Annotated in this window: 28 protein-coding genes; 15 read left to right on the forward strand and 13 right to left on the reverse strand. The window is 73.5% G+C overall.

Annotated elements, in window-relative coordinates:
* Positions 1-34: 34 nt before the first annotated feature.
* Positions 35-517: a CarD family transcriptional regulator gene (locus BM339_RS36195; protein ID WP_021599843.1), complete on the reverse strand. Its 483-nt coding sequence runs from the start codon at positions 515-517 to the stop codon at positions 35-37.
* A gap of 350 nt (positions 518-867) precedes the next feature.
* Here BM339_RS36195 and BM339_RS36200 point away from each other — a divergent pair, with 350 nt between their 5' ends.
* Complete coding sequence (locus tag BM339_RS36200) at positions 868-1,641, forward strand: hypothetical protein (protein ID WP_075023829.1); 774 nt, start codon at positions 868-870, stop codon at positions 1,639-1,641.
* Positions 1,642-1,812: 171 nt separating this feature from the next.
* On the forward strand, positions 1,813-2,739 hold the full coding sequence (locus BM339_RS36205; protein ID WP_143118750.1) for a copper chaperone PCu(A)C: 927 nt from the start codon (positions 1,813-1,815) through the stop codon (positions 2,737-2,739).
* Between the two features lie 53 nt (positions 2,740-2,792).
* Here the strand turns inward: BM339_RS36205 and BM339_RS36210 are convergent, their stop codons facing one another.
* Positions 2,793-3,464: a winged helix-turn-helix domain-containing protein gene (locus BM339_RS36210; protein WP_476920303.1), complete on the reverse strand. Its 672-nt coding sequence runs from the start codon at positions 3,462-3,464 to the stop codon at positions 2,793-2,795.
* 5 nt (positions 3,465-3,469) lie between these two features.
* Positions 3,470-4,675, reverse strand: coding sequence for a sensor histidine kinase (locus BM339_RS36215; protein ID WP_075023831.1), 1,206 nt, complete (start codon positions 4,673-4,675; stop codon positions 3,470-3,472).
* 178 nt (positions 4,676-4,853) lie between these two features.
* Here BM339_RS36215 and phoU point away from each other — a divergent pair, with 178 nt between their 5' ends.
* Complete coding sequence (gene phoU, locus BM339_RS36220) at positions 4,854-5,516, forward strand: phosphate signaling complex protein PhoU (RefSeq protein WP_021600145.1); 663 nt, start codon at positions 4,854-4,856, stop codon at positions 5,514-5,516.
* A gap of 47 nt (positions 5,517-5,563) precedes the next feature.
* Positions 5,564-6,637, forward strand: a complete 1,074-nt coding sequence (locus BM339_RS36225; RefSeq protein ID WP_200871701.1) for a WD40/YVTN/BNR-like repeat-containing protein — start codon at positions 5,564-5,566, stop codon at positions 6,635-6,637.
* 22 nt (positions 6,638-6,659) lie between these two features.
* Here BM339_RS36225 and BM339_RS36230 read toward each other — a convergent pair whose 3' ends face one another.
* Positions 6,660-7,073: a MarR family winged helix-turn-helix transcriptional regulator gene (locus BM339_RS36230; RefSeq protein WP_021596493.1), complete on the reverse strand. Its 414-nt coding sequence runs from the start codon at positions 7,071-7,073 to the stop codon at positions 6,660-6,662.
* Between the two features lie 81 nt (positions 7,074-7,154).
* Between BM339_RS36230 and BM339_RS36235 the strand changes: the two genes are divergently transcribed.
* Positions 7,155-8,336 carry an MFS transporter gene (locus tag BM339_RS36235; RefSeq protein ID WP_218163854.1) on the forward strand — a complete coding sequence of 394 codons (1,182 nt, stop codon included), beginning with the start codon at positions 7,155-7,157 and terminating at the stop codon, positions 8,334-8,336.
* A 96-nt stretch (positions 8,337-8,432) separates the two neighbouring features.
* Positions 8,433-8,918 carry a carboxymuconolactone decarboxylase family protein gene (locus tag BM339_RS36240; RefSeq protein ID WP_021596491.1) on the forward strand — a complete coding sequence of 162 codons (486 nt, stop codon included), beginning with the start codon at positions 8,433-8,435 and terminating at the stop codon, positions 8,916-8,918.
* Positions 8,919-8,970: 52 nt separating this feature from the next.
* On the opposite strand, the gene BM339_RS36245 is transcribed toward BM339_RS36240, so the two are convergent.
* From BM339_RS36245 to mshA, 3 genes are read right to left on the reverse strand one after another with little or no spacing between them, the layout of a single operon-like run.
* A complete protein-coding gene (locus BM339_RS36245; protein ID WP_021596490.1) occupies positions 8,971-9,771 on the reverse strand; it encodes a phosphoglyceromutase in 801 nt (266 codons plus the stop codon).
* Between the two features lie 29 nt (positions 9,772-9,800).
* Entirely contained in the window at positions 9,801-10,298 is a 498-nt protein-coding gene (locus BM339_RS36250) for a type III secretion system chaperone family protein (RefSeq protein WP_021596489.1), read from the reverse strand.
* On the reverse strand, positions 10,295-11,617 hold the full coding sequence (gene mshA, locus BM339_RS36255; RefSeq protein WP_024934145.1) for a D-inositol-3-phosphate glycosyltransferase: 1,323 nt from the start codon (positions 11,615-11,617) through the stop codon (positions 10,295-10,297). The genes BM339_RS36250 and mshA overlap by 4 nt, the downstream gene beginning before the upstream one ends.
* Positions 11,618-11,751: 134 nt before the next feature.
* On the opposite strand from mshA, the gene BM339_RS36260 reads away from it, so the two are divergent.
* Positions 11,752-12,510, forward strand: coding sequence for an SDR family NAD(P)-dependent oxidoreductase (locus BM339_RS36260; RefSeq protein WP_024934146.1), 759 nt, complete (start codon positions 11,752-11,754; stop codon positions 12,508-12,510).
* Here the strand turns inward: BM339_RS36260 and BM339_RS36265 are convergent.
* A complete protein-coding gene (locus BM339_RS36265) occupies positions 12,498-13,319 on the reverse strand; it encodes a class I SAM-dependent methyltransferase (protein ID WP_256255646.1) in 822 nt (273 codons plus the stop codon). The genes BM339_RS36260 and BM339_RS36265 overlap by 13 nt on opposite strands.
* Positions 13,320-13,509: 190 nt before the next feature.
* Between BM339_RS36265 and BM339_RS36270 the strand changes: the two genes are divergently transcribed.
* Together BM339_RS36270 and BM339_RS36275 are read left to right on the forward strand one after the other, a co-directional pair.
* On the forward strand, positions 13,510-15,108 hold the full coding sequence (locus BM339_RS36270; RefSeq protein ID WP_075023834.1) for an AMP-binding protein: 1,599 nt from the start codon (positions 13,510-13,512) through the stop codon (positions 15,106-15,108).
* 55 nt (positions 15,109-15,163) lie between these two features.
* Positions 15,164-15,979, forward strand: coding sequence for a TIGR03084 family metal-binding protein (locus tag BM339_RS36275; protein WP_075023835.1), 816 nt, complete (start codon positions 15,164-15,166; stop codon positions 15,977-15,979).
* Here BM339_RS36275 and BM339_RS36280 read toward each other — a convergent pair.
* Positions 15,943-16,455, reverse strand: a complete 513-nt coding sequence (locus BM339_RS36280) for an O-acetyl-ADP-ribose deacetylase (RefSeq protein WP_083598361.1) — start codon at positions 16,453-16,455, stop codon at positions 15,943-15,945. The two genes, BM339_RS36275 and BM339_RS36280, sit on opposite strands and share 37 nt — an antisense overlap.
* A gap of 252 nt (positions 16,456-16,707) precedes the next feature.
* On the opposite strand from BM339_RS36280, the gene BM339_RS36285 reads away from it, so the two are divergent.
* Complete coding sequence (locus BM339_RS36285) at positions 16,708-17,562, forward strand: NAD-dependent epimerase/dehydratase family protein (protein WP_075023837.1); 855 nt, start codon at positions 16,708-16,710, stop codon at positions 17,560-17,562.
* A gap of 37 nt (positions 17,563-17,599) precedes the next feature.
* Here BM339_RS36285 and BM339_RS36290 read toward each other — a convergent pair whose 3' ends face one another.
* Positions 17,600-18,370, reverse strand: a complete 771-nt coding sequence (locus BM339_RS36290) for a dioxygenase family protein (RefSeq protein ID WP_337959942.1) — start codon at positions 18,368-18,370, stop codon at positions 17,600-17,602.
* A gap of 85 nt (positions 18,371-18,455) precedes the next feature.
* Between BM339_RS36290 and BM339_RS36295 the strand changes: the two genes are divergently transcribed.
* Complete coding sequence (locus BM339_RS36295) at positions 18,456-18,944, forward strand: MarR family winged helix-turn-helix transcriptional regulator (RefSeq protein WP_021596480.1); 489 nt, start codon at positions 18,456-18,458, stop codon at positions 18,942-18,944.
* On the opposite strand, the gene BM339_RS36300 is transcribed toward BM339_RS36295, so the two are convergent.
* The 3 genes from BM339_RS36300 to BM339_RS36310 are packed head-to-tail and all read right to left on the reverse strand — an operon-like array spanning position 18,941 to position 21,412.
* Positions 18,941-20,023: a winged helix DNA-binding domain-containing protein gene (locus tag BM339_RS36300; RefSeq protein ID WP_256255647.1), complete on the reverse strand. Its 1,083-nt coding sequence runs from the start codon at positions 20,021-20,023 to the stop codon at positions 18,941-18,943. The two genes, BM339_RS36295 and BM339_RS36300, sit on opposite strands and share 4 nt — an antisense overlap.
* Position 20,024: 1 nt before the next feature.
* Positions 20,025-20,663, reverse strand: a complete 639-nt coding sequence (locus tag BM339_RS36305) for a TetR/AcrR family transcriptional regulator (protein WP_024934149.1) — start codon at positions 20,661-20,663, stop codon at positions 20,025-20,027.
* A 32-nt stretch (positions 20,664-20,695) separates the two neighbouring features.
* Positions 20,696-21,412 (reverse strand): CTP synthase C-terminal region-related (seleno)protein, encoded by a 717-nt coding sequence (locus tag BM339_RS36310; protein ID WP_075023839.1) that lies wholly within the window; start codon positions 21,410-21,412, stop codon positions 20,696-20,698.
* Positions 21,413-21,488: 76 nt separating this feature from the next.
* Between BM339_RS36310 and BM339_RS36315 the strand changes: the two genes are divergently transcribed.
* The 4 genes from BM339_RS36315 (at position 21,489) to BM339_RS36330 (ending at position 24,772) form a co-directional block, all read left to right on the forward strand.
* The gene (locus BM339_RS36315; RefSeq protein WP_075023840.1) at positions 21,489-22,358 is read left to right on the forward strand and encodes a LysR family transcriptional regulator; all 870 of its coding nucleotides are present in this window, start codon (positions 21,489-21,491) and stop codon (positions 22,356-22,358) included.
* 77 nt (positions 22,359-22,435) lie between these two features.
* Entirely contained in the window at positions 22,436-23,245 is an 810-nt protein-coding gene (locus tag BM339_RS36320; protein WP_075023841.1) for a class I SAM-dependent methyltransferase, read from the forward strand.
* Positions 23,242-24,165 carry a saccharopine dehydrogenase NADP-binding domain-containing protein gene (locus tag BM339_RS36325; RefSeq protein ID WP_075023842.1) on the forward strand — a complete coding sequence of 308 codons (924 nt, stop codon included), beginning with the start codon at positions 23,242-23,244 and terminating at the stop codon, positions 24,163-24,165. Before BM339_RS36320 ends, BM339_RS36325 begins: the two co-directional genes overlap by 4 nt.
* A complete protein-coding gene (locus BM339_RS36330; RefSeq protein WP_200871702.1) occupies positions 24,155-24,772 on the forward strand; it encodes a TetR/AcrR family transcriptional regulator in 618 nt (205 codons plus the stop codon). Before BM339_RS36325 ends, BM339_RS36330 begins: the two co-directional genes overlap by 11 nt.
* The last annotated feature ends 9 nt before the right edge of the window (positions 24,773-24,781 follow it).

The raw sequence follows: 24,781 nt of genomic DNA on the forward strand, positions 1-24,781 counted from the left end.
CCGTGGAAGCCGCTCGGTCAACTCGGCCGGCCGGTCAGCTGGCCAGGACCTCGTCGAGCAGGGCCTCTGCCTTGTCCTCGTTGGTCTTCTCGGCGAGCGCGAGCTCGCTGACCAGGATCTGGCGCGCCTTGGCCAGCATGCGCTTCTCGCCGGCCGACAGGCCGCGCTCCTTGTCGCGCCGCCAGAGGTCGCGGACGACCTCGGCGACCTTGTTGACATCGCCGGAAGCGAGCTTCTCAAGGTTCGCCTTGTACCGGCGCGACCAGTTGGTGGGCTCTTCGGTGTAGGGTGCGCGGAGCACCTCGAACACCTTCTCAAGCCCGTCCTGGCCGACGACGTCCCGGACGCCCACGTCCTCGACATTCTCGACCGGGACCCGCACTGTCAGGTCGCCCTTGTCAACCTTCAGAACCAGATAGGTCCTGTCCTCACCCTTGATGGTGCGAGTCTCGATGGCCTCGATCCGAGCAGCCCCATGGTGGGGGTAGACGACGGTGTCGCCGACCTGGAAAGTCATGTGACAAGTACCCCTTCCGCTAGAACCAGGGTAGCACGGAAACGAGGGTGTCCGAACCGACGTTCCCGACAAATGCGCAGGTCAAACCGCATTCTGGGGTATTGACAAAGCCCTTTATCGGTGCATCGCCGTCCAGTTCCCCACACTCAGCGTAGCCGACAGGGCACTCTGCCTGCGCCGGAGCGCCATTACCGGTAAGCGGTCCCCGGTTACAAGCATCCTTCACCGGAACGCGCGGACGGGTTCCATACTGGGATGTGAACATGCCGGGTCGCGCGGGTACGAAGCGCCCGGAAGGGCCCGAACGGGACGGCGTCCCGTGGCACCCGGGTCCGCGAGGGAGGTGCTGCGTGAGGCCGGACGGCGGCGACCCGGAGCCCGACGACTACGGGCTTCCGCGCATTGACGTCGTCGTGCCCGACGACGCCCGCGAGCTGGAGCGGGACGTGGTCGCCTACCGCCGCGAGGAGCGCCGCCGCCGGCGCCGGGAGCGGACCCGCCGCCTCACCCGCCCGTTCACCCGCTTCGGCGTCGCCATCCCGATCATCGCGGGCGCGCTGCTCGTCGCGCTGCTCAGCGGCGTGCTGATGACGGCGTTCGGGCCGCGTCCCGCGCCCCGCCCGACGGGCGCCCAGCTGGCGCCGCGCCCCTCCGCGAGCCCCGGCGAGGTCGGCGGGCTGCTGCCGGACCGGCAGGTCGACCTGGTGGCCGGCGACCACACGCCGAAGCGGCTGATCGACCTGCGGCCCGGAGTGATCGCGATCGCCCCGCCCGGGTACCGGTGCGAGAACCTCGTCGCGGAGCTGGCCGGCCGGACGCAGGCGTCCACGCTGAACTTCTACCTCGTCGCCGACCCGCGCCCCGCCGGCGACCGCGAGCCCGTGTCGCTGAAGGAGCTCAGAGCGTGCGCGGGCACCGCCCACAACGGGACGCCGCAGATCCTCGAAGACCGCGACGGCGTCCTCGCCGGCTCCTACTCGCCCGCCCCCGGCACGCCCGGCCCGACGGGCTCCTCGCTCACCGCCGTGTTCGTCCAGCCGGACGGCGTCGTCACCGAGGTCGTCCACGCGCCGCGCCCCGGTCCCGAGCTGACCGGGAAGGTGGAGTCGCTGCGCTCCGGCTGACGCACGGCTCAGGCCGAGGCACGGCTCAGGCCGACGCGCAGGGCGTGTCGGCCACCCCGGGGAGGGGGTACCGGCATGACCTCGGTACGCTTCCCCTGGCGTGTCTCACGCCGTTTTCACAACCTTCCGTGCCAAGTTCTGGAACCGATATCTCGCGAGGAGACCGACGCCGTGATCCGTAACAGCCGCCGAGTGGTCGTGCTCGCCATCGCGGGCGCCGTCGCCATCGCACCGGTGGTCTCCGGCTGCGGCGCCGGCGAGGAGCCACAGAGCGCCGCCCCGACGCAGCTCACCGAGGGCGTCAACGTGACGGTCCCGAAGAACAGGCCCGCGGCGCCGCAGATCGACCTGCGCAACATGTTCCTGCTGGTGCCCGAGCCGGGCAAGGCCGTCGCGCCGGGCACGTCGCTGCCCCTCTACGGCGCGATCATCAACCAGGTGAAGGGACGGGCCGACCGGCTGGTCGCGGTCAGCTCGCCGGCCTTCGGCGGACCGGGCAAGATCGACGGCGGCGCCCTGGCGCTGCCGCCCGCCGCCCCGGACGGGACGGGCAGCTTCGTCAAGCTGCTCGGCACGCCGTCCCCGACGCCGACTCCGACGCGGCAGACGCGGCGGCCGGGCGGCACGCCGACCGCCGGCGCGACCCAGCAGCCGACGGGGCAGGGCGCGACGCCGGAGCCCACCGGCCAGGGCGCCACGCCGAACGTGTCCGAGACGCCGACGTCCGGCAACACCGCGAGCCCGCGGCAGACCGTCCCGGTGCCCCAGGGCGGCGAGCAGCCCCTGGTGGTGCTGCCGTCGCTGACCCAGGAACTGCATGCCGGCGCGTCGGTGCCGGTGACGATGCGGTTCGAGAAGGCCGGCTCCGTCGAGTTCCAGGTCCCCCTGGTGCCGCGGCAGGACGAGTACCTCTCCTACCCGCTGCCCAGCACCCCGGCGCCGTCCCCGACGCCACAGGCCTCCGGAACCCAGACCCCCGGCGGCGAGACGCCCGGCGGCCAGACGCCCGGCGGTGAGACGCCGGCCGGCCAGACCCCGGGCGGCGCCACGAGCCCCGCGCAGCCGGGCGGCACCGAGTCCCCCGCCGCCGGTCACTGACCTGGAAACGCGAACGGCCCGTCCCCCGAGGACGGGCCGTTCTCGCGTTCACATCACGGCTCGAACTTGTAGCCGAGCCCGCGGACGGTGACGATGTAGCGCGGCGTGGACGGCGCCTTCTCGATCTTGGCGCGGAGCCGCTTGATGTGGACGTCCAGCGTCTTGGTGTCCCCCACGTAGTCGGCGCCCCACACGCGGTCGATGAGCTGCATCCGGGTCAGGACGCGCCCGGCGTTGCGCAGCAGCACCTCCAGCAGCTCGAACTCCTTGAGCGGGAGCTGGACGGGGTCGCCGCCGACGCTGACGACGTGCCGTTCCACGTCCATCCGGACCGGGCCGGCCTCCAGCGCCGCCGGGGCGGGCTCCTCCACCTCGCCCTGGCGGCGCAGGACGGCGCGCATCCGCGCGATCAGCTCCCGGGTGGAGAACGGCTTGGTGACGTAGTCGTCGGCGCCGAGCTCCAGTCCGACGACCTTGTCGACCTCGCTGTCCTTGGCGGTCAGCATGATCACCGGCACGCTGGACTTGGCGCGCAGCTCCCGGCACACCTCGGTGCCGGGCAGGCCCGGCAGCATCAGGTCGAGGAGCACGAGGTCGGCACCGTTGCGCTCGAAGATGTCCAGCGCGTCGGGTCCGGTGGCGGCGACGGCCACCTCGAAGCCCTCCTTGCGCAGGTTGTACGACAGTGCGTCGCTGAACGACTCCTCGTCTTCCACGACGAGCACGCGGGTCACGGTGTTGCCTCCCGGCGGGTGTTCTCTAGGGCTCTGGCGTTGGTCCCCGCGGCGGGACGGCGGGGGGTGTCGAGCAGCGGGAGCCGGATCGTGAACGTCGACCCGTGCCCCTCCTTGCTCCACACCGTCACGTCGCCGCCGTGCTTGCCGGCGACGTGCTTGACGATGGCGAGGCCGAGCCCGGTGCCGCCGGTCTGGCGGGAGCGGGCCGGGTCGACCCGGTAGAACCGCTCGAAGATCCGCTCGATCTCCGCGTCCGGGATGCCGATGCCCTGGTCGGTCACGTTCACCTCGACGTGCCAGTGGTCGCTCTTGCGGGTCGACACGACGACGCGGGTGTGCTCGGGGCTGTAGGCGACGGCGTTGTCGACGAGGTTGCGCAGCGCGGTGACCAGCAGCTCCTGGTCGGCGCGGACCCGCAGGCCGTCCTCGCCGCCTGACGCGAGCTCGATGTCCTTGGCGGAGGCCTTGATCTGGCAGCGGTCGAGCGCCTCGGCCATCACCTCGTCCATGTCGACCGGGGCCAGCTCGGGCAGCGGCTCGTCGCCCTGGACGCGCGACAGCGTCATCAGGTCCTGGACGAGGTTGGTGAGCCGCACCGACTCGTACTGCATCCGCCCGGCGAACCGGCGGACGGCCTCGGGGTCGTCGGCGGCGCCCTCGACGGTCTCGGCGAGCAGCGCCAGCGCCCCGACCGGGGTCTTCAGCTCGTGGCTGACGTTGGCGACGAAGTCGCGGCGGATGGCCTCGGTGCGGTGCATGTCGGTGAGGTCCTCGGCGAGCACCAGGACGAGCCCGTGCGACCCGAGCGGCGCGACCCGGACAGCGAACCAGCGGCCGTCCGCGCGGCTGCGCGGCCCGGTCGGCGCGACCTGGATCTCGGTCTCCCGGATCTCGCCGTCCCGGCGGACGAGCCGGGCCATCGCCAGCACCTCGTCCACGACCAGGCGGTCGCCGCTGACCAGCCCGTACGCCCGCGCGGCGGAGCTGGCCCGCAGCACCCTGTCCTCGCCGTCCACGACCACGGCCGAGGACCGCAGGACGCTGAGCACCGAGGCGACGCCGGGGGGCAGGCTGCCCACCGGTGCCGCCGGGACCGCCGTCCGCTGGGCCCGCTCGCTCACGCGCACCGCCAATCCAGTCGTTAGCCCGATCGCGAGCCCGGCGAGCCCGGCAAGGCTCGCGACAATCTCGACCTCCACACCTCGGATCGTAAGCGGCGTTCGGGCCGATCCTTTACCGCGGACCTGGTCGTCGCCCTCTCGTTCCTCCAAAGTTCACTTTGTTATCCGGGGGTGTTCACGGTCATGCGGCAGGCTGTGGCGTGGGCGAGTCCGCCCGGCCCCCGGCGGGTCCGGTACCACACCAAAGGATCTTCAATTGCGCGACGCCTACCACGAGGAACTCGACTCCCTCACCGACAGCCTGGTGGAGATGACCCGCCTCGTACGGTCCGCGATGGCCCGTGCGGTGACCGCGCTCCTGGACGCCGACCTGCGGCTGTCGGAGGAGGTCATCAGCGGGGACGAGAACGTCAACAAGATCGACGCCGCCATCGAGGCGACCGTGTTCGACCTGATGGCCCGCCAGCAGCCGGTCGCCGGCGACCTGCGCACGCTGATCACGGCGCTGCGGATGAGCGGGGACCTGGAGCGCATGGGCGACCTCGCCGTGCACATCGCCAAGACGGCCCGGCGCCGGCACCCCGAGTCGGCCGTCCCGCCGGAGCTGCAGGCGACCGTCCTGGAGATGGGGCAGATCGCCGAGCGCATGATCGCCAAGACGGGCAGCGTCATCGCGTCGCAGGACGTGGAGATGGGCCTGGAGCTGGACGCCGACGACGACCAGATGGACCGCCTCCACCGCCGCCTGTTCGACATCCTGCTGTCCCCGAAGTGGCGGCACGGCGTCGAGCCCGCCGTCGACATCACGCTGGCCGGCCGCTACTTCGAGCGCTTCGCCGACCACGCCGTGCACGTCGCCGAGAACGTCGTCTACCTGGTGACGGGCCAGCGGCCCGAGGAGATCACCGAGCTGCCCTGAGCCGCCGGGCCTGGACGGCTTGATCATCACGCGTTAGCTTGCGCCCCATGAGACCGATGCGGGCGCTGGTCCGGACCCTGGCCGTGGCGGGAGCGTGCGGGGCGGTGGTCGCGGCGTCGCTGGCGGTGCCGGGCACCGCGCGGGCGGCGGCCGGCGGGCCCGGCTGGCGGCTCACGCCGACGGGCGGCGACGCGCGTTTCCGCGGGCTGGCGGCGGTGAGCGGGAAGGTCGCCTGGCTGGCGGGCAGCGGCGGGGCGGTCCTGCGGACGACCGACGCCGGCCGCACGTGGCAGGACGTCGCCCCGCCTGACGCGGCCGGGCTGGAGTTCCGCGACATCGAGGCGTTCGACGCGCGGCGGGCCGTCGTCCTCGCCATCGGCGAAGGCGACGCGTCGCGCGTCTACGCGACCTCGGACGGCGGCCGGAGCTGGACGCTCGGTTTCCAGAACGACGATCCCAGGGCATTCTACGACTGCGTCACGTTCTTCGACTCCCGGCATGGGCTGGCCATGAGCGACCCGGTCGACGGCCGGTTCCGGATCATCTCCACCAGCGACGCCGGGCGCACCTGGCGGGTGCTGCCGGACGAGGGGATGCCGCCGGCGCTGGAGGGCGAGGCCGGGTTCGCCGCCAGCGGGCAGTGCCTGGTGAGCCATGGGCCCCGGGACGTGTGGCTCGCGACGGGCGGCGGCTCCCGGTCGCGGGTGTTCCATTCCCGGGACCGCGGCCTCACCTGGACGGTCGCCGACACCCCGCTGCCGAGCAGCCCGTCCCAGGGGGTGTTCGCGGTGGCGTTCCGCGACGCCCGGCACGGCGTCGCGGTCGGCGGCGACTACCGGCCGGGCGAGCCGTCCCCGACGGCCGCGGCGACGACCTCCGACGGGGGCCGCACGTGGCGGGCGGCACGCCGTCCCCCGGCCGAGTACCGCTCGGGGCTCGCGTACTTCGGCCCGGCCGCGCTGGCCGTGGGCCCGACGGGCAGCGACGGTTCCCTGGACGGGGGCCGCACCTGGACCCGGTTCGACACCGGAAGCTTCGACACCGTCGACTGCGTGCCGGGCGGCGGCTGCTGGGCGTCCGGCGAGAAGGGCCGCGCGGCCCGCCTCACCTTCACCGGCTAGGGCGAGGATCCCGGCGGCGTGACTACGCGGGCTCCGCGAGCAGGGTCTGGAGGAGGTCGCGCAGGGAGTCCTGCTCGGCGGGGCTGAGCGGCGTGAGCGGCGAGTGGGCGCTCAGCCGTTCGACGACGCCGGCGCGGGCGCGCTCGCCCTCCGGGGTGAGGACGATCTGCTTGGCGCGCCGGTCCGTGGGATGCGGCCGGCGCTCGACGAGGCCCTGCCCTTCGAGCCGGTCGAGGACGAAGGTGGCGTTGGAGGCCTCGCAGGCCATGCGGTGGGCGAGCTCGCGCGCCGTGATCGGCTCGGACAGCTCCCGGAGCGCGACGACCTGGCTCGCGGTCATGCCCACCTCGTCGGCGATGCGGCGCACGTGGACGTCGAGCCGCTGCGCGAACTTGTGGACGAGCTTGCACACGTCCCGGTCCATCTGCTCGTCCATGCCCCGAGTGTAGCCCATGTGCTTCGAGTCATGATATTGCTAGTTCGAATCATACGAGTTCGAAGCATATGGAGCCCTCGCGTGCCCGTTCCCCTCCTGTCCCTGATGCTGGTCGTCTTCGGCCTGACCACCGGCGAGTTCGTGATCGCCGGGATCCTGCCCGACGTGGCCCGCGACCTGTCGGTGTCGGTTCCCGAGGCCGGGCGGCTGGTGAGCGCCTACGCGCTCGGCATGATCGTCGGCGGGCCGGTGGTCACCGCGCTGACCGCGCGGCTGCCGCGCAGGCCGCTGATCGGCGGGCTCGTCGCCGTGTCGGTCCTGGGCAACCTCGGCTCGGCGCTCGCGCCGAACTACCCCGTGCTGCTCGCGGCGCGGTTCGCCGCGGGCCTGGTCGTGGCCACGTTCTTCGCCGTCGCCATCTCCACCGCCGTCTCGATGGCGGCCCCGGGCCGGGAGGCGTCCACGATCGCGAAGGTCGCGCTCGGGATGAACCTCGGCATCGTCCTCGGGACCCCGCTCGGCACCCTGGTCGGCCAGGACCTCGGCTGGCGGGCCGCCTTCGCGGCGGTCGCCGCGATCGCCGCCGTCGCCCTGCCGATGGTGCTGGGCTCCGTCCCGGCCGCCCCCGGCGCCGCGCCCGGGTCGCTGCGCGGCGAGCTGCGCGTGTTCGCCGGACGGGACGTCCGCCTCGCCATCGCGCTCACCGCCCTCGGCAACGTGGGCGCCGTCACCGTCTTCACCTACATCGCGCCGCTGCTGACCGGGATCGGCGGCTTCGGCGAGGGCGCCGTCCCGGTGCTGCTGCTCGTGTACGGCGCGGGCGCGGTCATCGGGAACCTCCTCGGCGGCCGGCTGTCGGACCGGGCCCTGATGCCCTCGCTGATCCGGCTCCTCAGCGCGCTGGCGGCCGTCCTCGGGCTGTTCTGGGCCGTCGCCGGCGTCCGGCCGCTCGCGGCGGTGCTGACCTTCGTGCTCGGCGTGCTCGCCTTCGCGATCATCCCGGGCATGCAGGCCCGCGTGCTGACCAGCGCGGGGGCGGCCCCGACCCTCGCCGTGGCCGTGAACGCGTCCGGCTTCCAGGTCGCCGCCGCGTTCGCCGGCTGGCTCGGCGGGACGCTGATCGGCGACGGGCCGGGCGTGCGCTCCCTCCTCCCCGCCGCGGCGCTGCTCACGCTCGCCGGGCTGGTGCTGGCCGTCCACATCCACCGCGGCGACGGGCGGGCGGTCACCGCCCTGCCGTCACGGGTGGCACAGGACACATGACCTTGGTGTCACATCGACCAGGTCGCCGGCATCTCCATGTTCGGAGGCCGCGGGAACGATCCGCGCGGCGCGCACCCCACTAGGGAGGACGAACTCATGGGACCCCGTATCGACCTGATGTCCACCGCCTTCGGCGGCAAGATGGCCAAGCGGTTCCACGGCGTCGGCATGATGATCAAGGAGTCGGCGGTGCCGAAGGCCACCATGGAGCTGATGGAGGTGCGCGCCAGCCAGATCAACGGCTGCGCCCTCTGCATCGACATCCACGCCACGGAGGCCGCGGCCGCCGGGGAGACCGCGGTCCGGCTGAACCTGGTCGCCGCCTGGCGCGAGGCCACCGTGTTCACGCCCGCCGAGCGGGCCGCGCTGGCGCTCACCGAGGAGGGCACCCGGATCGCCGACGCCCACCAGGGCGTGTCCGACGAGACCTGGGCGCAGGTGCGCGAGCACTACGACGACGAGCAGATCGCCGCGCTCGTCGCCGTGATCGCCATGATCAACGCGACCAACCGCTTCAACGTGATCGTGCGCAACCAGGGAGGGTTCTACAAGGCCGGGATGCTCGACGCCATGTCGGCCTGATCGGAAACCGCCGGGCAGGGGCCGCCGTCCGCGGACGGCGGCCCCTGCCGGGCTACTTCTTGCGGCCGCGCTTGGACTTGGGGGCGTCCTTGGGGGCCACGGGGGGCTTGCCGGCGCCCTGGTTCTTGACGGCCTCGATGGCGGCCTTGGCGGCGGCCGGGTCCAGGTACTCGCCGCCGCGCTTGAGGGGGGCGAAGTCGTCGTCCAGCTCGTAGACGAGGGGGATGCCGGTCGGGATGTTGAGCCCGACGATCTGCTCGTCGGAGACGTCGTCCAGGTGCTTGACCAGGGCGCGCAGGGAGTTGCCGTGCGCGGCGACGAGGACGGTCTGCCCGGCGGCCAGGTCGGGGACGATCGAGTCGTACCAGTACGGCAGGAGCCGGTCGACGACGTCCGCCAGGCACTCCGTGCGGGGGATCAGCTCGGACGGCAACTCGGCGTAGCGGAGGTCGTTGACCTGCGAGAGCGGGTCGTCGTCCTTGATGGGCGGCGGCGGGGTGTCATAGGACCGGCGCCACGTCATGAACTGCTCTTCGCCGAACTCCTCGCGCGTCTGCGCCTTGTTCTTGCCCTGGAGGGCGCCGTAGTGGCGCTCGTTGAGGCGCCAGGAGCGCTTGACGGGGATCCAGAGCAGGTCGGCCACGTCCAGCGCGATGTTCGCGGTGCGGATGGCCCGCTTCAGCAGCGAGGTGTGCAGCACGTCGGGGGTGATGTCGGCGTCAAGCAGCAGGTCGCCGCCCTTGGTCGCCTCGCTCTCGCCCTTCGCGGACAGGTCGACGTCCACCCAGCCGGTGAACAGCCCTTCCGCGTTCCAGACGCTTTCGCCATGCCGGAGCAATACCAGGGTCGCCATGGGACCAGAGCCTATCGGCCCGGTGCGGGTCACTCGCGGTTGGCCGGGTCCGCGAAGGAGGCGAAGGCCTGGAGGTTGGCGAGGCTCTCGCCGCGCTTGACGCGCCAGTCCCACTCGCGCTGGATGGACGACTTGAACCCGCGTTCCAGGGCCTTGTCGAAGTTCTCGTCGGAGTAGGTGAGGACGCAGCCGAGGAGCCGGTCGATCTCGTCCGGGGAGACCGATTCGAGCGGCACCCTCCCGACGAGGTGGACGTCGCCGACGTCGTCGAGGGCGAACGCGACCCCGTACATGCGGCCGTTCTTCTCCAGGAGGAACCGGTAGAACTCGGCGTGGTTCTCGTCGGGGCGGCGGCAGAAGAACGCCTCGACGTGCAGGGAGTGGTCGCCCACGATCAGCCACGTCATGGTGGCGAGCTTGTGCTGCCCGGGGAGCTTGACGAAGAAGGCGTTCTCGCGCGGCTCGTCGAACTCCAATTCGGCTGCTTTGAGCGTCTTCCGGATGGTGTCGACAGCAGCTTCGCTCATGCGGTGACCTCCGCGGAGGGAGCGGCGTGGGCGGCCGGGATAGTCATGGCACCGGTATACACGTCCAGGAGGCGGTCGACGGTGGCGTCCCAGCCGAAGCCGTCCGCGTGCCGGACGGCGCCGCGGGCGAGGCGGGCGTGCAGGCCCGGTTCGTCGTGCAGGCGGCGCAGGACCGCCGCGTAGTCGGCGGGATCGTGGCCGGGGACCAGCACGCCGGACTCGCCGTCCGCGACGGCCGTGCAGAGCCCGCCGACGCGGGACGCGACGACCGGCGTGCCGCAGGCCTGGGACTCCACGGCGACCAGCCCGAACGACTCGCTGTGGGACGGGACGACGGTGACGTCCGCGGCCCGGTACCAGTCGGCCAGCTCGGGCTGCGGGCTCGGCGGCTCGAACCGCATGACGTCGGAGATGCCCAGCGCGGCGGCCAGCGATTGCAGGCCCTCGGGGCGGCAGCGCCCGGAGCCGCTGGGTCCCCCGACGACCGCGACGACGAGCCTGCGGCGCAGCGCCGGGTCGTCGTCGAGCATGCGGGCGACCGCGCGCAGCAGCACGTGGGGGGCCTTGAGCGGCTGGATGCGGCCGACGAACAGCAGCACGTAGGCGTCGCGGGGCAGGCCGAGGCGGCGGCGCGCGGGCCCGGTGCGGTGCGGGAGGAGGCCGGTGCTGCGGGCGAGGATCGGCGACTCGGGGCGGAACAGCGACAGGTCGACGCCGGGGCTGACGGTGGCGACCCGCGCGGGGTCGGCGTCGTAGAGGTCGACGAGCTCGCGGGCCTCCTTGGCGGTGTTGGCGACGAGCTGGTCGGAGGAGGCCACGACCTGCTGCTCGCCGAGCACGCGCTCGGCGGGCTCCGGATTGTCGTCGTCGGCGAGGGCCGCGTTCTTCACCTTGGCCATCGTGTGCATGGAGTGGACGAGCGGGACGCCCCACCGCTGCTTCACCGCCCAGCCGGCCTGGCCGGACAGCCAGTAGTGCGTGTGGAGCAGGTCGTAGTGGCCGGGCTCGTGGCACGCCTCGGCGCGCAGGACTCCGGACGTGAAGCCGCACAGGTGCCGGGGCAGCTCGGTCTTGTCCAGCTCCTCGAACGGCCCGGCGACGACGTTGCGGACGAGGACGCCGGGGGCGAGCTCGACGACGGGGGGCAGGGCCCGCGACGTGGCGCGGGTGAAGATGTCGACCTCGACGCCGCGCCGGGCGAGCCGCTTGGCCACCTCGACGATGTAGACGTTCATGCCGCCCGCGTCGCCGGTCCCCGGTTGGTCGAGGGGGGAAGTATGAACACTGACCGTCGCAACCCGGTTGATACGACGCGACACCGGACACCACCTCCGGTAGTGCAACCTATCCACCGCGTGGGGTGTTCCCTCCGCGTGGGGGCCAACCGTGACCGGCCGCCGGAGTGACCGACCTCACCGGTATCGGGCGCGCCGGGACCTGGGAGGCTTGGCGCATGCGCAAGACCGCGATAGTGACCGGAGCAAGCAGCGGGATCGGGGCCGCCACGGCGCGGCGGCTGGCGGCGGAGGGGTTCAACGTCGTGCTCGCCGCGCGGCGCCGGGACCGCCTCGACGCCCTCGCCAAGGAGATCGCCGAGACCGTGCCCGGGGCGGGCGCGGTGGCGCCGGTGACGCTGGACGTGACGTCGCAGGAGTCGGTGGACGCGCTCGCGGCGGCGGTCGGCCCTTGCCACGTCCTGGTCAACAACGCCGGCGGCGCGCTCGGCATGGACACCGTCGCGACGGCCGACCTCGCCGAGTGGCAGGCGATGTACGACACGAACGTCCTCGGTCTCGTGCGGGTGACCAAGGCGATCCTGCCGAAGCTGATCGAGAGCGGCGCGGGGCACGTCGTCAACATCACCTCGATCGCCGCGCACGTCCCGTACGAGGGGGGCGGCGGGTACAACGCGGCCAAGCACGCCGCCTACGCCGTCAACGACGTGATGCGGCTCGAACTGGTCGCCGAGCCCGTCCGGATCACCGAGGTGTCGCCGGGGCTGGTGAAGACCGAGGAGTTCTCGCTGGTCCGGTTCCACGGGGACGAGGAGAAGGCCGTCAAGCCGTACGAGGGCGTGCCCGAGCCGCTGGTCGCCGACGACATCGCGGACTGCGTCGCGTGGGCCGTCACGCGTCCGCCGCATGTGAACATCGACCGGATCGACGTCCAGCCGCGCGTGCAGGCCGCCCCGTACAAGCTTCACCGGGAGTGAGGGGCGACCGCCTCCCACGGAAGCGTGACCTCACCCAGGCGCCACCGGTTCCGGCCACCGAACGGGGGGCTCGCCAGGACGGGATGGGTTCGCGCCAGCAGTGACACGGCCTCGACCCAGCGCGCGCGGGGGCCGAACGCGGAATGCGGCGCGGCGGTAGCCCAGCACCGGTCGAACGCGGTCAGGAACTCGTGGACGGGCTCGCCCGGCACGTTGCGGTGGATCAGCGTCTTCGGCAGCCGCTCGGCCAGGGCCGACGGGTGGTCGAGGGTGGGCAGATGGGCGGCGAACGTGATCGTCCGCGGGCCGTCCCGGGTCAGCGTGACCCAGACCGCGCGGCGCCCGATCTCGTCGCACGTCCCCTCGACCAGGACGCCGGACGGGGCCAGGCGCGCGCGCAGGTCGTCCCATGCCCGCCAGGCCGCCGGCTCGCCGTACTGGCGGAGGACGTTGAACGCCCTGACCAGGACGGGCGGGCGCGGCACCGGCAGCTCGAACCCGCCGCGCGCGAACGACAGCCCGTCGCGGGGCCCGGCCTGCGCGAGGAAGGCCACCCCGGCGGCGACCCGCGCGGGCTCGATCTCGATGCCGACGACCTCCAGGCGCGGCGCGACCGCGCGGAGCCGCGCGTGCAGTTCGAGGGTGGTGACGGGGGACGCGCCGTAGCCGAGGTCGACGGCCAGCGGCCGGGCGTCCGACCGCAGGGCGCGGGTCTGGGTGGCGGCGATCCAGCGGTCGATCCGGCGGAGCCGGTTGGGGGCGGTGGTGCCGCGGGTCACCTCCCCCCGCGGCCTGGGGACTGGGGGCACGCGGCAATTGTTCCTTGTCGCCGCCTATGCCTTGAGGCCTCCGTTGCCGTGATTACCGCTGTTGCCGCGAACACCGCTGTTGCCCGCGCTTCCCGCCCTGTCCGCCAACCCCGCTGAACATGATTCGGTAAGTCGTCGGTTACGGTGCTGCGCAGCCGCCTGCCCCGACGCCGCCCCCAGAGGAGTGCCGATGCTCGATCTGGCGACCCTGCACGAGGCCATCGCCGCCGCGATCCCCGACCGCGAGTGCCTGGTGTGGCGCGACCGCCGGATGACCTGGCGCGAGGTCGCCGACCGGACGCGCCGGCTGGCGGGCGTCCTGCACGCCCGCGGCCTCGGGGCGACCGGCGCCGCGTCCGGCCCGTCCGAGTCGCCCCACGACCACCTCGCCCTCTACCTGCACAACGGGCCCGAGTACCTGGAGGGGCTGGTCGGCGCGCACAGGGCCCGCGTCGCGCCGTTCAACGTCAACTACCGGTACGTCGACGACGAGCTCGCCCACCTGTTCGCCGACGCGCGCCCGGCCGCCGTGCTCTACCACGCGCGGTTCGCGGACGCCATCGGCCGCGTGGTCGAGCGGCTCGGCGTCCGGCCGCTCCTCCTCCAGGTGGCGGACGGGTCCGGCGCCGCGCTCCTGCCCGGCGCGCTCGACTACGAGGAGGCCCTGGCCAAGGCGTCGCCCGAGCCGCTCCCGGTCCGGCCCGGCGCCGGTGACCTGCACATCCTCTACACCGGCGGCACGACGGGGATGCCGAAGGGCGTGCTGTGGCGCATCGGCGACCTGATGCTCGGGCCGCTCGGCATGCGGCGCCGCGACGGGAGCCCGCTCACCGATCTCGGCGAGGCGGTCGAGCGGGCCGTGCGCAGCGACGTCCGGGTGCTGGTCGGGCCGCCGCTCATGCACGGCGCGGGCACCTGGTCGGCGCTCGGCGGCTGGTGCGCCGGCGCGTGCGTGGTGTTCCCCGACCGGGTGGACGGCCTGGACGCCGCGGACCTGATGGCCACCGCCGAGCGCGAGCGGGCGACACGGATGCCGCTGGTCGGCGACGCGTTCGCCCGCCCGGTCGCCGCGGCGCTGGAGGCCCGGCCGCACGACCTGCGCCCGCTGCGGACGTTCGTCAACTCGGCCGCCGCCATCAGCCCCGCCGTGAAGGAGCGCATCCTGGAGCTCCTGCCGCACGCGCGCATCGTGGACGTCCTCGGCTCGTCCGAGAGCGGCTTCCAGGTCACTCGGACCGGCGCGTCCGCGCGGACGTTCGCGATGGCGGCGGGCACGGCCGTGCTCAGCGCCGACCGGTCCCGGCGGCTCGCGCCCGGCGAGGACGAGCTGGGCTGGCTGGCCAAGGGCGGCTCCATCCCGCTCGGCTACCTCGGCGATCCGGAGAGGACCGCCGCCACCTTCCTGACGGTGGACGGCGAGCGCCTCGTCGTGCCGGGCGACCGGGCGCGCCTCCTCGCCGACGGCACGGTCGAGGTGCGCGGGCGCGAGGCCACAACGATCAACACCGGCGGGGAGAAGGTGTTCGCCGAGGAGGTCGAGGCCGTCCTGCGCGGCCTGCCCGGCGTCGCGGACGCCCTGGTCCTCGGCCGGTTCAGCGAGCGCTGGGGCGCCGAGATCGTCGCGGTGGTCTCCCCCGCCGGCGCCCCGCCGGACGGCGAGCTGCGCGCGGGCTGTGCCGCGCACCTGGCCCGCTACAAGATCCCGAAGGCGTTCGTGCGGACCGACGCCGGCCTGCGCCTGCCCAACGGCAAGGCCGACTACCCCGCCGCGCGGGCGCTCCTCGACTGAACGGGATTCTGCCGGGCCCTGTACGCGGCGGTTCGCGGTGATGGATCCTGGCGTGATGCCGGACCTGCACAGCTTGCTCGCCGACCTCGCCGCCGAGGGCGACTCGCTCGACGCCCTGGTCACGCCGCTGCCCGCCGCGCGGTGGGCCGACCCGACCCCGGCGGAGGGCTGGACGATCGCGCACCAGATCGCCCACCTCGCCTGGACCGACGGCCAGGCCCTCGTCGCGGCCGCCGACCCGGAGGCGTTCCCCAAGATCATCGAAGCGGCCCTCGCGAACCCGGAGGGCTTCGTCGAGGACGGCGCCCGCGCGGGCGCCGCCCAGGACCCGGCGGACCTCCTCGCCCGCTGGCGCGACGGGCGCCGCCGCATGGTGGACGCCCTCGCCGCCGTCCCGCCGGGCACGCGCCTGCCCTGGTTCGGCCCGCCGATGGGCGTCGCGTCCATGGCGACCGCGCGGCTCATGGAGACCTGGGCGCACGGCGAGGACGTCGCCGACGCGCTCGGGGAGCGCCGCGCGCCCACGCACCGCCTGCGGCACGTCGCGCACATCGGCGTCCGCACCCGCGACTTCTCGTTCCGCACCCGCGGCCTGGAGCCGCCCGCCGAGGAGTTCCGCGTCGCCCTGCGCGGACCGGACGGCGAGGAGTGGACGTGGGGCCCGCCGGACGCCCGCCAGTCCGTCACCGGCCCGGCGCTCGACTTCTGCCACGCCGTCACCCAGCGCCGCCACCGCGACGACCTGGCCCTCACCGCCACCCGACCGGACGCCGAACGCTGGCTGGACATCGCGCAGGCCTTCGCCGGCCCGCCCGGACCTGGCCGGCCGCCCGGCTACGGCTCGCCCACGGCCCGCTCGAACGCCTCGTAGGCGTCCGCGGTGAACAGGACGAAGCGGGCCTCGGTCACCTTGGTCGACGTGGTCCGGACGGTCCCGACCGCGATACGGGCGGCGTCGGCCACCGGCCACCCGTAGATGCCCGCCGACACGGCCGGGAACGCGATCGACTCCACGCCCAGCTCGTCGGCGACGCGCAGCGACTCGCGGTAGCAGGAGACGAGCTGGTGGGAGCGGTCCTCGGTGGAGGAGTAGACGGGACCGACGGTGTGGATGACCCAGTCGGCCGGGAGGCGCCCCGCCGTCGTCGCGACGGCCTGGCCGGTCGGCAGCCCGCCGCCGTACTGCGACGCCCGGAGCTTGCGGCACTCGTCCAGGATCTCGGGACCCCCCTTGCGGTGGATCGCGCCGTCCACCCCGCCGCCCCCCAGCAGCGACGAGTTGGCCGCGTTCACCACCGCGCCGACCTCCTGCTCGGTGATGTCGCCCCGGACGAGAGTGATCTTCATCTGCGCCGTTCCTCCAGTGTGGCCGAACCCCATCAGAAGAGAAGAATTCTCTGCCGGGGTGGACGCGAAACGCGTTCGGGCGCTTCCCGGCGGTACGCTCATGGCGGACGAGGCTCCGGGGTGGGTGCTGCTCGTCCGACGTCGTCCGGCCGGACGCAGGGGGGTGTCCATGCGGAACGCCGGGCGTGACCAGTGCATACAGACACCAGAGCAGACGATGCGCGAGGGCGCGACAGTCGCGGAGGTACCCCCTTGAAGATTCTCCTCGCCGGAGCGACCGGAGTCGTCGGTCGCCGGCTGATCCCGCTGCTCGTCCAGGCGGGCCATGAGGTCGCAGGGACGACGCGCCGGTCCGAACGCGCCGGTATGCTGCGCGAGCTCGGCGCGTCGCCGGTCGTCCTGGACGTGCTCAACACCGGCGACGTCCGCGCCGCCGTGGCCGCCATCGACCCGGACGCCGTGATCCACCAGCTCACCGACCTCGCCGACGAGGATTTCGAGGCCAACTCGCATCTGCGGATCGCGGGCACCCGGAACCTCGTCGACGCCGCCAAGGCCGCGGGCGTCGAGACGATGGTCGCGCAGAGCATCGCCTGGCTGTACGTCCCGGGCGACGCGCCCGCCGTGGAGACCGACCCGCTCGACGCGAACCTGCCCCCGTACGAGGGGATCGCGGCGCTGGAGAGCGCCGTCTCGAAGATGCCGCGCGGCGTCGTGCTGCGCTACGGCGCGCTCTACGGCCCGGGCACCTGGTACGCGCCGGACGGGGCGATCGCCGAGCGCGTGCGCGCGGGCAGCCTGCGCCTCGCGCCGTCCTGGACGTCGTTCGTGCACGCCGACGACGCGGCCTCGGCGGCGCTCGCGGCGCTCGACTGGCCCGCCGGAGCCGTCAACATCGTCGACGACGAGCCGGCGACCACGGCGGACTGGCTGCCCGTCTACAGCGCGGCGCTCGGCGCGCCGACGCCGGGCAACGCGGGACGGCACGCGGCGGCGACGGGGCGCGCGGCCTCCAACGCCAAGGCGCTGAGCCTCGGGTGGAAGCCGCAGGTCGCGTCGTGGCGCACCGGTTTCGCGCAGATGGACTCGGCGGTCCGGGCGGACTGACCGCCGGGCCCGCGAGGGAACGTTCCGGCCGGTCCGGTCAGCCGAACTGGAACGAGCGCTTGGACAGGCCGAGCCAGTAGCCGTCGATGACCGACCGCCGCCGCGACGGCGCGTCCGCGTCGGCGCCGAGCGCCATGAACAGCGGCGCGAAGTGCTCGGTCCGCGGGTGCGCGATGCGCGCCGCGGGGGCCTTGGCGCGGAAGTCGAGCAGGGCGTCGACGTCGCCGCCCGTCACGGCCCGGTCCGCCCATTCGTCGAACTCCGCCGACCACGCCGGCGGCTCGGCGTCGAAGTCCGGCCGCATCTCGCGCAGGTTGTGCGTGGTGAACCCGCTCCCGATGATCAGTACGCCCTGGTCGCGCAGCGGCGCGAGGCCGCGCCCGATCTCGAAGAGGCGCTCCGGGTCCAGGGTGGGCATCGACATCTGCAGCACGGGGACGTCGGCGTCCGGATACATCTCCACGAGCGGCACGTACGCGCCGTGGTCCAGCCCGCGCTCCTCGTCCTGGTGCACGCCGGGCAGGAGCTTGCGGACGTCCTCGGCGAGGCCGGGGGCGCCGGGCGCGTCGTACCGGACGGTGTAGTACCGCTCCGGGAACCCCCAGAAGTCGTACACGAGCGGCACCCGCCGTGTCGCGCCGACACTGAGCGGCGCCTCCTCCCAGTGCGCCGACACCATTAGGACCGCCTCCGGCTTCGGCAGGTGGCCCGACCAGCGGGAGAGCTCGCCGGGCCACCGCGGGTCGTCGGCGAGCGGCGGTGCGCCGTGGCTGAGGTACAGGACGGGCATCCGGGTCATCGTGATCATCCCTTCTTACTTGAGACTTCAACTATATCCATTTTTATTGAATCTTCAAGTCTTGAGGATTCAAACGTTTGGGTAGACTGGCGGCATGACGGAGACGACCGGGACACGGTGGCTCGACGACGACGAGCAGGAGACCTGGCGCGCCTTCCTGTGGACGTCCAGACTGCTGAACGAGGCCCTCGACCGCCAGCTCCAGCGTGACTCGGGCCTACCGCACACCTACTACATGATCTTGGCGATGCTGTCGGAGGCACCCGGGCGCGCGCTGACGATGACCGAGCTGGCGGAGGTCGTCTACTCCTCGCCGAGCCGCCTGTCCCACGCCGTCAACCGGCTGGAGGAGGCCGGCTGGGTGGCGCGGTGCAAGCACGACTCCGACCGCCGCACCACGATCTGCCGGCTGACCGACGCAGGGTACGCCGTGCTCGCCGAAGCGGCACCGGGCCATGTCGCCGAGGTCAGGCGGCACCTGTTCGACCCGCTGAGCCGCGAGCAGATGCTCCAGTTCCGCGAGGCGCTGCGCGCCCTGCTGACCTCCCTCGATCCGGACCGCGAGGCGCCCTGCGCGCGCTAGGCGGCGAACTCCACGCGGTGCGCCTTCGCCTCCGGGTGCGCGGCGGCGAGGAGCCGCATGCCCTCCTCTTCCAGGGCGGTGCGGTCCCGCTCAGGGATCGGGTCGAACGGGTCGATGCGCACGGTCGCCTCGCCGCGCTTCTTCTCCATCGTCCACATGCCGTGGACGAAGCCGTCGACCAGGAACGTCGCTCGGATGATGCCGTTGACGGTGAAGACGCGCTTGCGCCGCTCCTCGGTGATGATCCGCGCCCGGTCGGCGTGCGACAGCAGCAGGTTGTCGAAGTCGGGGACGAACCGCACGGGCGCCGGCGTCTCCGGATCGGGACGCGGCGCCTCGGGCAGGTCGTACAGCGTCCGCCCCTCCTCGTCCTGGAACGTGACGAGCTTGGGCAGCAGCCGCTCCACGACCTCGCCGAGCCGGGTCAGCCCCGACCAGTGCTGGACGTCCCGGACGCTCGCCGGCCCGAACGCGCCCAGGTAGCGCAGCACCAGATCGTCCACGGACGGGAGGGATTCCGCCGGCCCGAGCCACGCCTCCAGGGTCGTGTGCCGCGCGATCCCGGTCGCGCCCCAGATGCCGCGCGGCGGCACCTGCACCAGCGGCACGCTGCAGCGGACGGCCCAGGCGAGCAGCGCCGCGTCGGCGTCCGGCCACCGTTCGGCGAGCAGGGTGCGGAGTTCCTTGTCGGTGCGCGGCGCCTCCTCCAGCCGGTCGCGGGCCCAGGCGACGACGGCGTCGAGGTCGATGCCGTGGAGGTCGGCCCGGCGGCCTCTCAGGTGGTTGTCGAGGATCACCTGGGTGAGCGGCCGCAGGGCCAGGGCGTCGCGGGCGCTGACGAGGTGCAGCGTCCCGCGCATCAGCACGATCCGCAGCGCCCGGCGGTCGGTCATCAGCGGCGCGACCTCGTCGAACGCGTAGCCGGCGAGCCTGCTCCACAGCCCGATGTGCGGCGGGCCGGGAGCCTGCGACTGGAGGCCCACGAGGTGCTCGATGGCGTCCAGGGCGGGCATGGCGTGCCGTTCGAGCAGCAGCTGCCTGGCCAGCAGCGCCCGGTTCAGGTCCCTGCGTCCCAGCATCTCAGCCGCCATACCGGCCCCGCAGTTCCTGCCAGGTGGGGGGCGGGCCCGGAAGCTCCTGCCGGTCGGTCAGGTGCAGGGCGTCCAGCATGAGGGCCAGGTAGCGGTGCTGGAGCCGGTTCATCCGCTCGTCGTCGCCGATCCGGATGCCGTGCAGGTACTCCAGCATGACCGAGATGTCGCCGACCTCGATCTCGGGCCGCAGCGCGCCCTCCTCCTTCGTGCGCTCCAGCAGGCGCGTCGTGGCGAGATGGATCTCCTGGCCCTTGCGGCTCATGGCCTCGGTGACCGGGAACGCGCCCGCGAGCCGCATGGTCAGGGAGCCGGCGCCGATGTCCAGGCAGCGGCGCATGAAGCCGGCGAACGCCTCCCACGCGTCGCCGTCGTCGTCGAGGGCCCGCTCCACCTCGGCGAGGTAGCGGTCCATCCCGTCGTCGGCGAGCTTCTGGAGCAGGTCCTCCTTGCTCTTGTACCGGCGGTAGAGGGCGCTGATCCCCACCCCGGCGTGCTCGGCCACCGCGGAGATCGGCGCGCCCGGGTCGGCGGTGAACACCGCCCGGGCCGCCTCCCGGATCAGCTCGTCGTTGCGTGCCGCCTGCGCCTTGCGCCCGCTCATGGGCGCCCGTGCCGTCGTCTCCATGCCCCCATCATAAGGGAACGAAGAATTCCGTTCTACTCTACGCCGATGCCATCCTGGGCGCGTGAGGCGCAGGCGGTGGTGAAGGCGGTGATGACCGGGTGGGGGCGGGTGCCGTCGCCGGCCAGTTCGGGCTGGAAGAGGGTGGCGAAGTAGAACGGGTGGTCCGGGAGCTCGGCGATGCGGACCTGGCCGTCGTCGTCGTGGCCGGTGAAGCGCAGGCCGTGCGCCGCGAGCAGGCCGAGGTACGCGGGGTTCGGGCCGAACGCGCAGTTGAACCGCTCGATGCTGCGCGTCGTCCCCATGATCTTCTCGGCGGACGAGCCCGGGAGCAGGTTCACCTCCGCCTCGTGCCCGGCGAGCGAGCAGGCCATCGGCGCGATGACCGGGTCCTCCTCGGCGGGGTCGTACTCGGCGTGCCCGGCCGCCGGGAGGCCGCAGGCGTTGCGGGCGAATTCGAGCACCATGTGCTGGAAGCCGCCGCACGTGCCCAGGACGGGTATCCCGCCCTCCCTTGCGGAGCGCGCCGCGGCCACGGCGCCGGCCTCGCTCATGTAGGGGCTGCCGGGCAGGAGCCACACCCCGTCGAAGCCCGTCAGGCCGTCCCCGACCTCGTCGGTCGGGATCCAGTAGGCCTCGACCAGCAGGCCTTCCCGGTCTCTGACGGCCTCCAGCAGGCCCGGGATGCGGACGTGCGACTGGACGTGCGGCGACCGGTCTCCGACAAGCGCGATACGTGCGACGAAGCTCATGGCTTCGATCCTGCCGCCCGCGCGTGGTTAAGCACCAACGATGATTTCCGATGTCTGGATAAGCAACACTTATCCAATGGATCCGCATTTGCTGCGCACGTTCGTCACCGTCGTCCGGACGGGCTCGTTCTCGGCCGCCGCAGGTGAGCTCGGATACACGCAGGCCGCGGTGTCGCAGCAGATCGCCTCGCTGGAGAACGACCTCAAGGTCACGCTCCTGCACCGGCGGCCCGTCCGGACGACGGAGGCCGGGGCGCGGCTGCTCGACCACGCCGGGCCGATCCTGCTGCGGCTCCAGGCGGCGCGGTCCGAGATCGCCGGGCTCGCCGCCGGTCCCCGGACCCGGTTGCGCGCCGGCGCCTCGCCGCTCGCCGCCGTCCATGTGGCGGAGCCGCTCGCCGCGGCCCGCCGCGCCCATCCCCGGCTGGACGTCACCGTCCGCGTCCTGCCGCGCGCCGGGATCGGCGCGGCCGTCGCGACGGGCGACCTGGACCTCGGGCTCGTGGACGGCATCGCCGCGCCCAGCGACCCGCTGCGGCTGGACGTGCCGCTCACCGCCGTCGCGGTGGCCGAACGGCCGCTGGTGGTCCCGCTGCCGGTCTCGCACCCGCTGGCGTCCCGGTCCCGGCTCGACCTCCGCGATCTCGTCGACGCGCTGTGGCTGGACGCTCCGGACACGGCCGTCCCGCTGGCGGCGCTCCGGGAGGCGGTGGGCGTCCGGGACGGCTTCCGCGCGTCCCTCGCCTGTGACGGGGGCGACCTGCTACTCCTCCTCGGCCTGCTCGGCGCGGGACACGGCCTCGCCGTCCTGCCCGCCGGTGCGGCGGAGGGCGGCGGTCTCGTCGAGGTCCCGGTCGGGGAGCCGCGGATCGTCCACCGCACGGAACTGCTGCATCCCCGCACGCCGGACGCCGCGAGCGCGTCGTTCGTCGCCGCCCTGACCTGACGCTTCTTGACACCCGGGCCGTCATGGACGCAGTATGAACGCATGTTCATGAACATGCGTTCATTTGGAGGCGGGGCATGAAGGTCGTCAACACGCACCAGGCCGAGGCGTGGAACGGGTACGAGGGCGAGCACTGGGCCGAGCGGTACGACCGGTACGACGCCACGAACGGCGGGTTCAACGGGCACCTGCTGGACGCCGCCGCGATCGGGCCGCGCGACCGCGTGCTCGACCTCGGCTGCGGGAACGGGCAGGTCACCCGGCTCGCCGCGGAACGGGCCCGGCTCGGCGGCGCGACGGGCGTCGACCTGTCCGGGCCGATGCTCGGCCGCGCCCGCTCCCTCGCCGCGCAGGAGGGCGTCGCGAACGTGACGTTCGAGCAGGGCGACGCGCAGGTGTACCCGTTCGCCGATGCCGCGTTCGACGTCGCGATCAGCCGGTTCGGCGTCATGTTCTTCGCCGACCCGGTCGCCGCGTTCGGCAACGTCCGGCGGGCGCTGCGCGAGGGCGGGCGGCTCGCGTTCCTGTCGATGGCGCCGCTCGGCGAGACCGACCTCGCGTCGGTCTTCGCCGTGCTCCCCGCCCGCGACGAACCCGCCGTCGGGCACGACGGGCCGCTGTCGCTGTCGGACCCGGGCCGCGCCCGTGAGGTCCTGGAGGGCGCCGGGTTCACGGGCGTGACCGCGCGGAAGGTGGAGGCCGAGCAGGTCTGGGGACGGGACGCGCAGGACGCGGCGGAGTTCTTCTCCGGCTGGGGCCCGATCCGCTACAACTACGGCGCGGGCGAGGAGATCCGCGCGGCCGTCGCGGAGGCCATGCGCCCGTTCGAGCGCGACGGCGCCGTCCGGCTGCGCGGCACCGCCTGGCTCGTGACGGCCCGCCGATGAGACGCGTCGTGATCCTCGGCGGGTACGGGGCCGTCGGCCGGGAGGTCGTCGCCGGCCTGCGCGGGCACGTGCCGGAGATCGTCGTCGCCGGGCGCGACCTCGCCAAGGCGCGCACGGTGGACGGCGCGATCCCGATGCGCCTCGACCTGCGCGGGGACGACCCTGCCGACATCGACGCCGACGCGATCGTCATGTGCGCGGAGACCGGGAACGTGCGGGTCGCCGAGGCGTGCCTGGCGCGGGGCGTCCACTACGTCGACGTCTCCGCCTCGCACGAGATACTCGCGGGGATCGAGAAGCTGGACGGCCTCGCGGCCGAGCGGAAGGCCACGGCGGTGCTGAGCGTGGGGCTCGCGCCCGGTGTCACGAACCTGCTGGCCCGCGAGTTCCGCGGCGCGGACGTCGACATCGGCGTGCTGATCGGGTCCGGGGAGCGGCACGGGCCGTCGGCCGTCGACTGGACCCTCGGCTCGCTCGGCGGGCTGGGCGAGTCGTGGCGGATGCGGTTCCCCGCGCCCTACGGCGTCCGGACGGTGCACCGCTTCCCGTTCTCCGACCAGTACACGCTGCCTGGCAGCGTCCGGACGGGTCTCGCCCTGGACTCCCGCGCGCTGACCGCCGCCCTCCCCCGGCTCGCCCGGTTCCGTGACCTGCGCCTGGTGCGGGCCGCGTTCAGCCGGGTCCACGTCGGCGGGGACGGGTTCGCGGTGGCGGCCGCGTCCGGCGGGACCGTCCGGGCGTTCGCGGGCCGGCGGCAGAGCCGGGCGACGGGCCTGGCGACCGCGCTGGTCGTCCGGCGGCTGGAGGGCATGCCGCCCGGCGTCCGGCACATCGAGGACGCCGTCGAAGCGGGCTTCCTTCCCGAGCTGGCCGCGCACGGGTTCGAGCTGACTCAATACGATGCCGGTGATGTCACCTAGAAGAGCGGCGGCGCTGGGCGGCGGCGGCCGGTCCCTGCGCGAGCATCTGATCGCCACGGCCCGGCGGATGATGGCCGAGCGGGGGGCGGCGGGCCTGACCGTCCGCGCGATCGCCCGCGAGGCGGGCGTCGCCGACGGCGTCCTCTACAACCACTTCTCCGACAAGGAGGAGCTGCTCGCGCACGCGCTGCGGGCGCACGCGGAGGCGGTCGAGCGGCCGCTGCCCCCGCTGCCCGAGCCCGGCACCGGGACGGTCGAGGAGAACCTGCGCGCGTACGTCGAGCACGGGCTCCGCCTGCACGACGGGCTGCTGCCCGTGCTGGCCGGGCTGGTCGCCCAGCCGGACGTCCTCACCCGGTTCGCGGCGCTGAGCGGCGGTAGCGGCGACTGGAACCGGCGGCTGGCCGCCTACCTGCGCGCCGAGCGCGACCTCGGCCGCCTCGCCCCGGACGCCCGGGTGGAGGCGGCCACCTCGATGATCGTCGGCGCCTGCCACGAGCCGGTCCTGTCGGTGCTGTTCCAGGGCCGGGGGATCGCCCGGCCGGTCTCCCTGGACGCCGTGGACGATCTTGTCGCCACCGCGCTCCGCGGCCTGGCCCCGCGCTAGGACGCTCCA

The sequence above is a fragment of the Actinomadura madurae genome, from assembly GCF_900115095.1.
GTDB lineage: Bacteria > Actinomycetota > Actinomycetes > Streptosporangiales > Streptosporangiaceae > Spirillospora > Spirillospora madurae.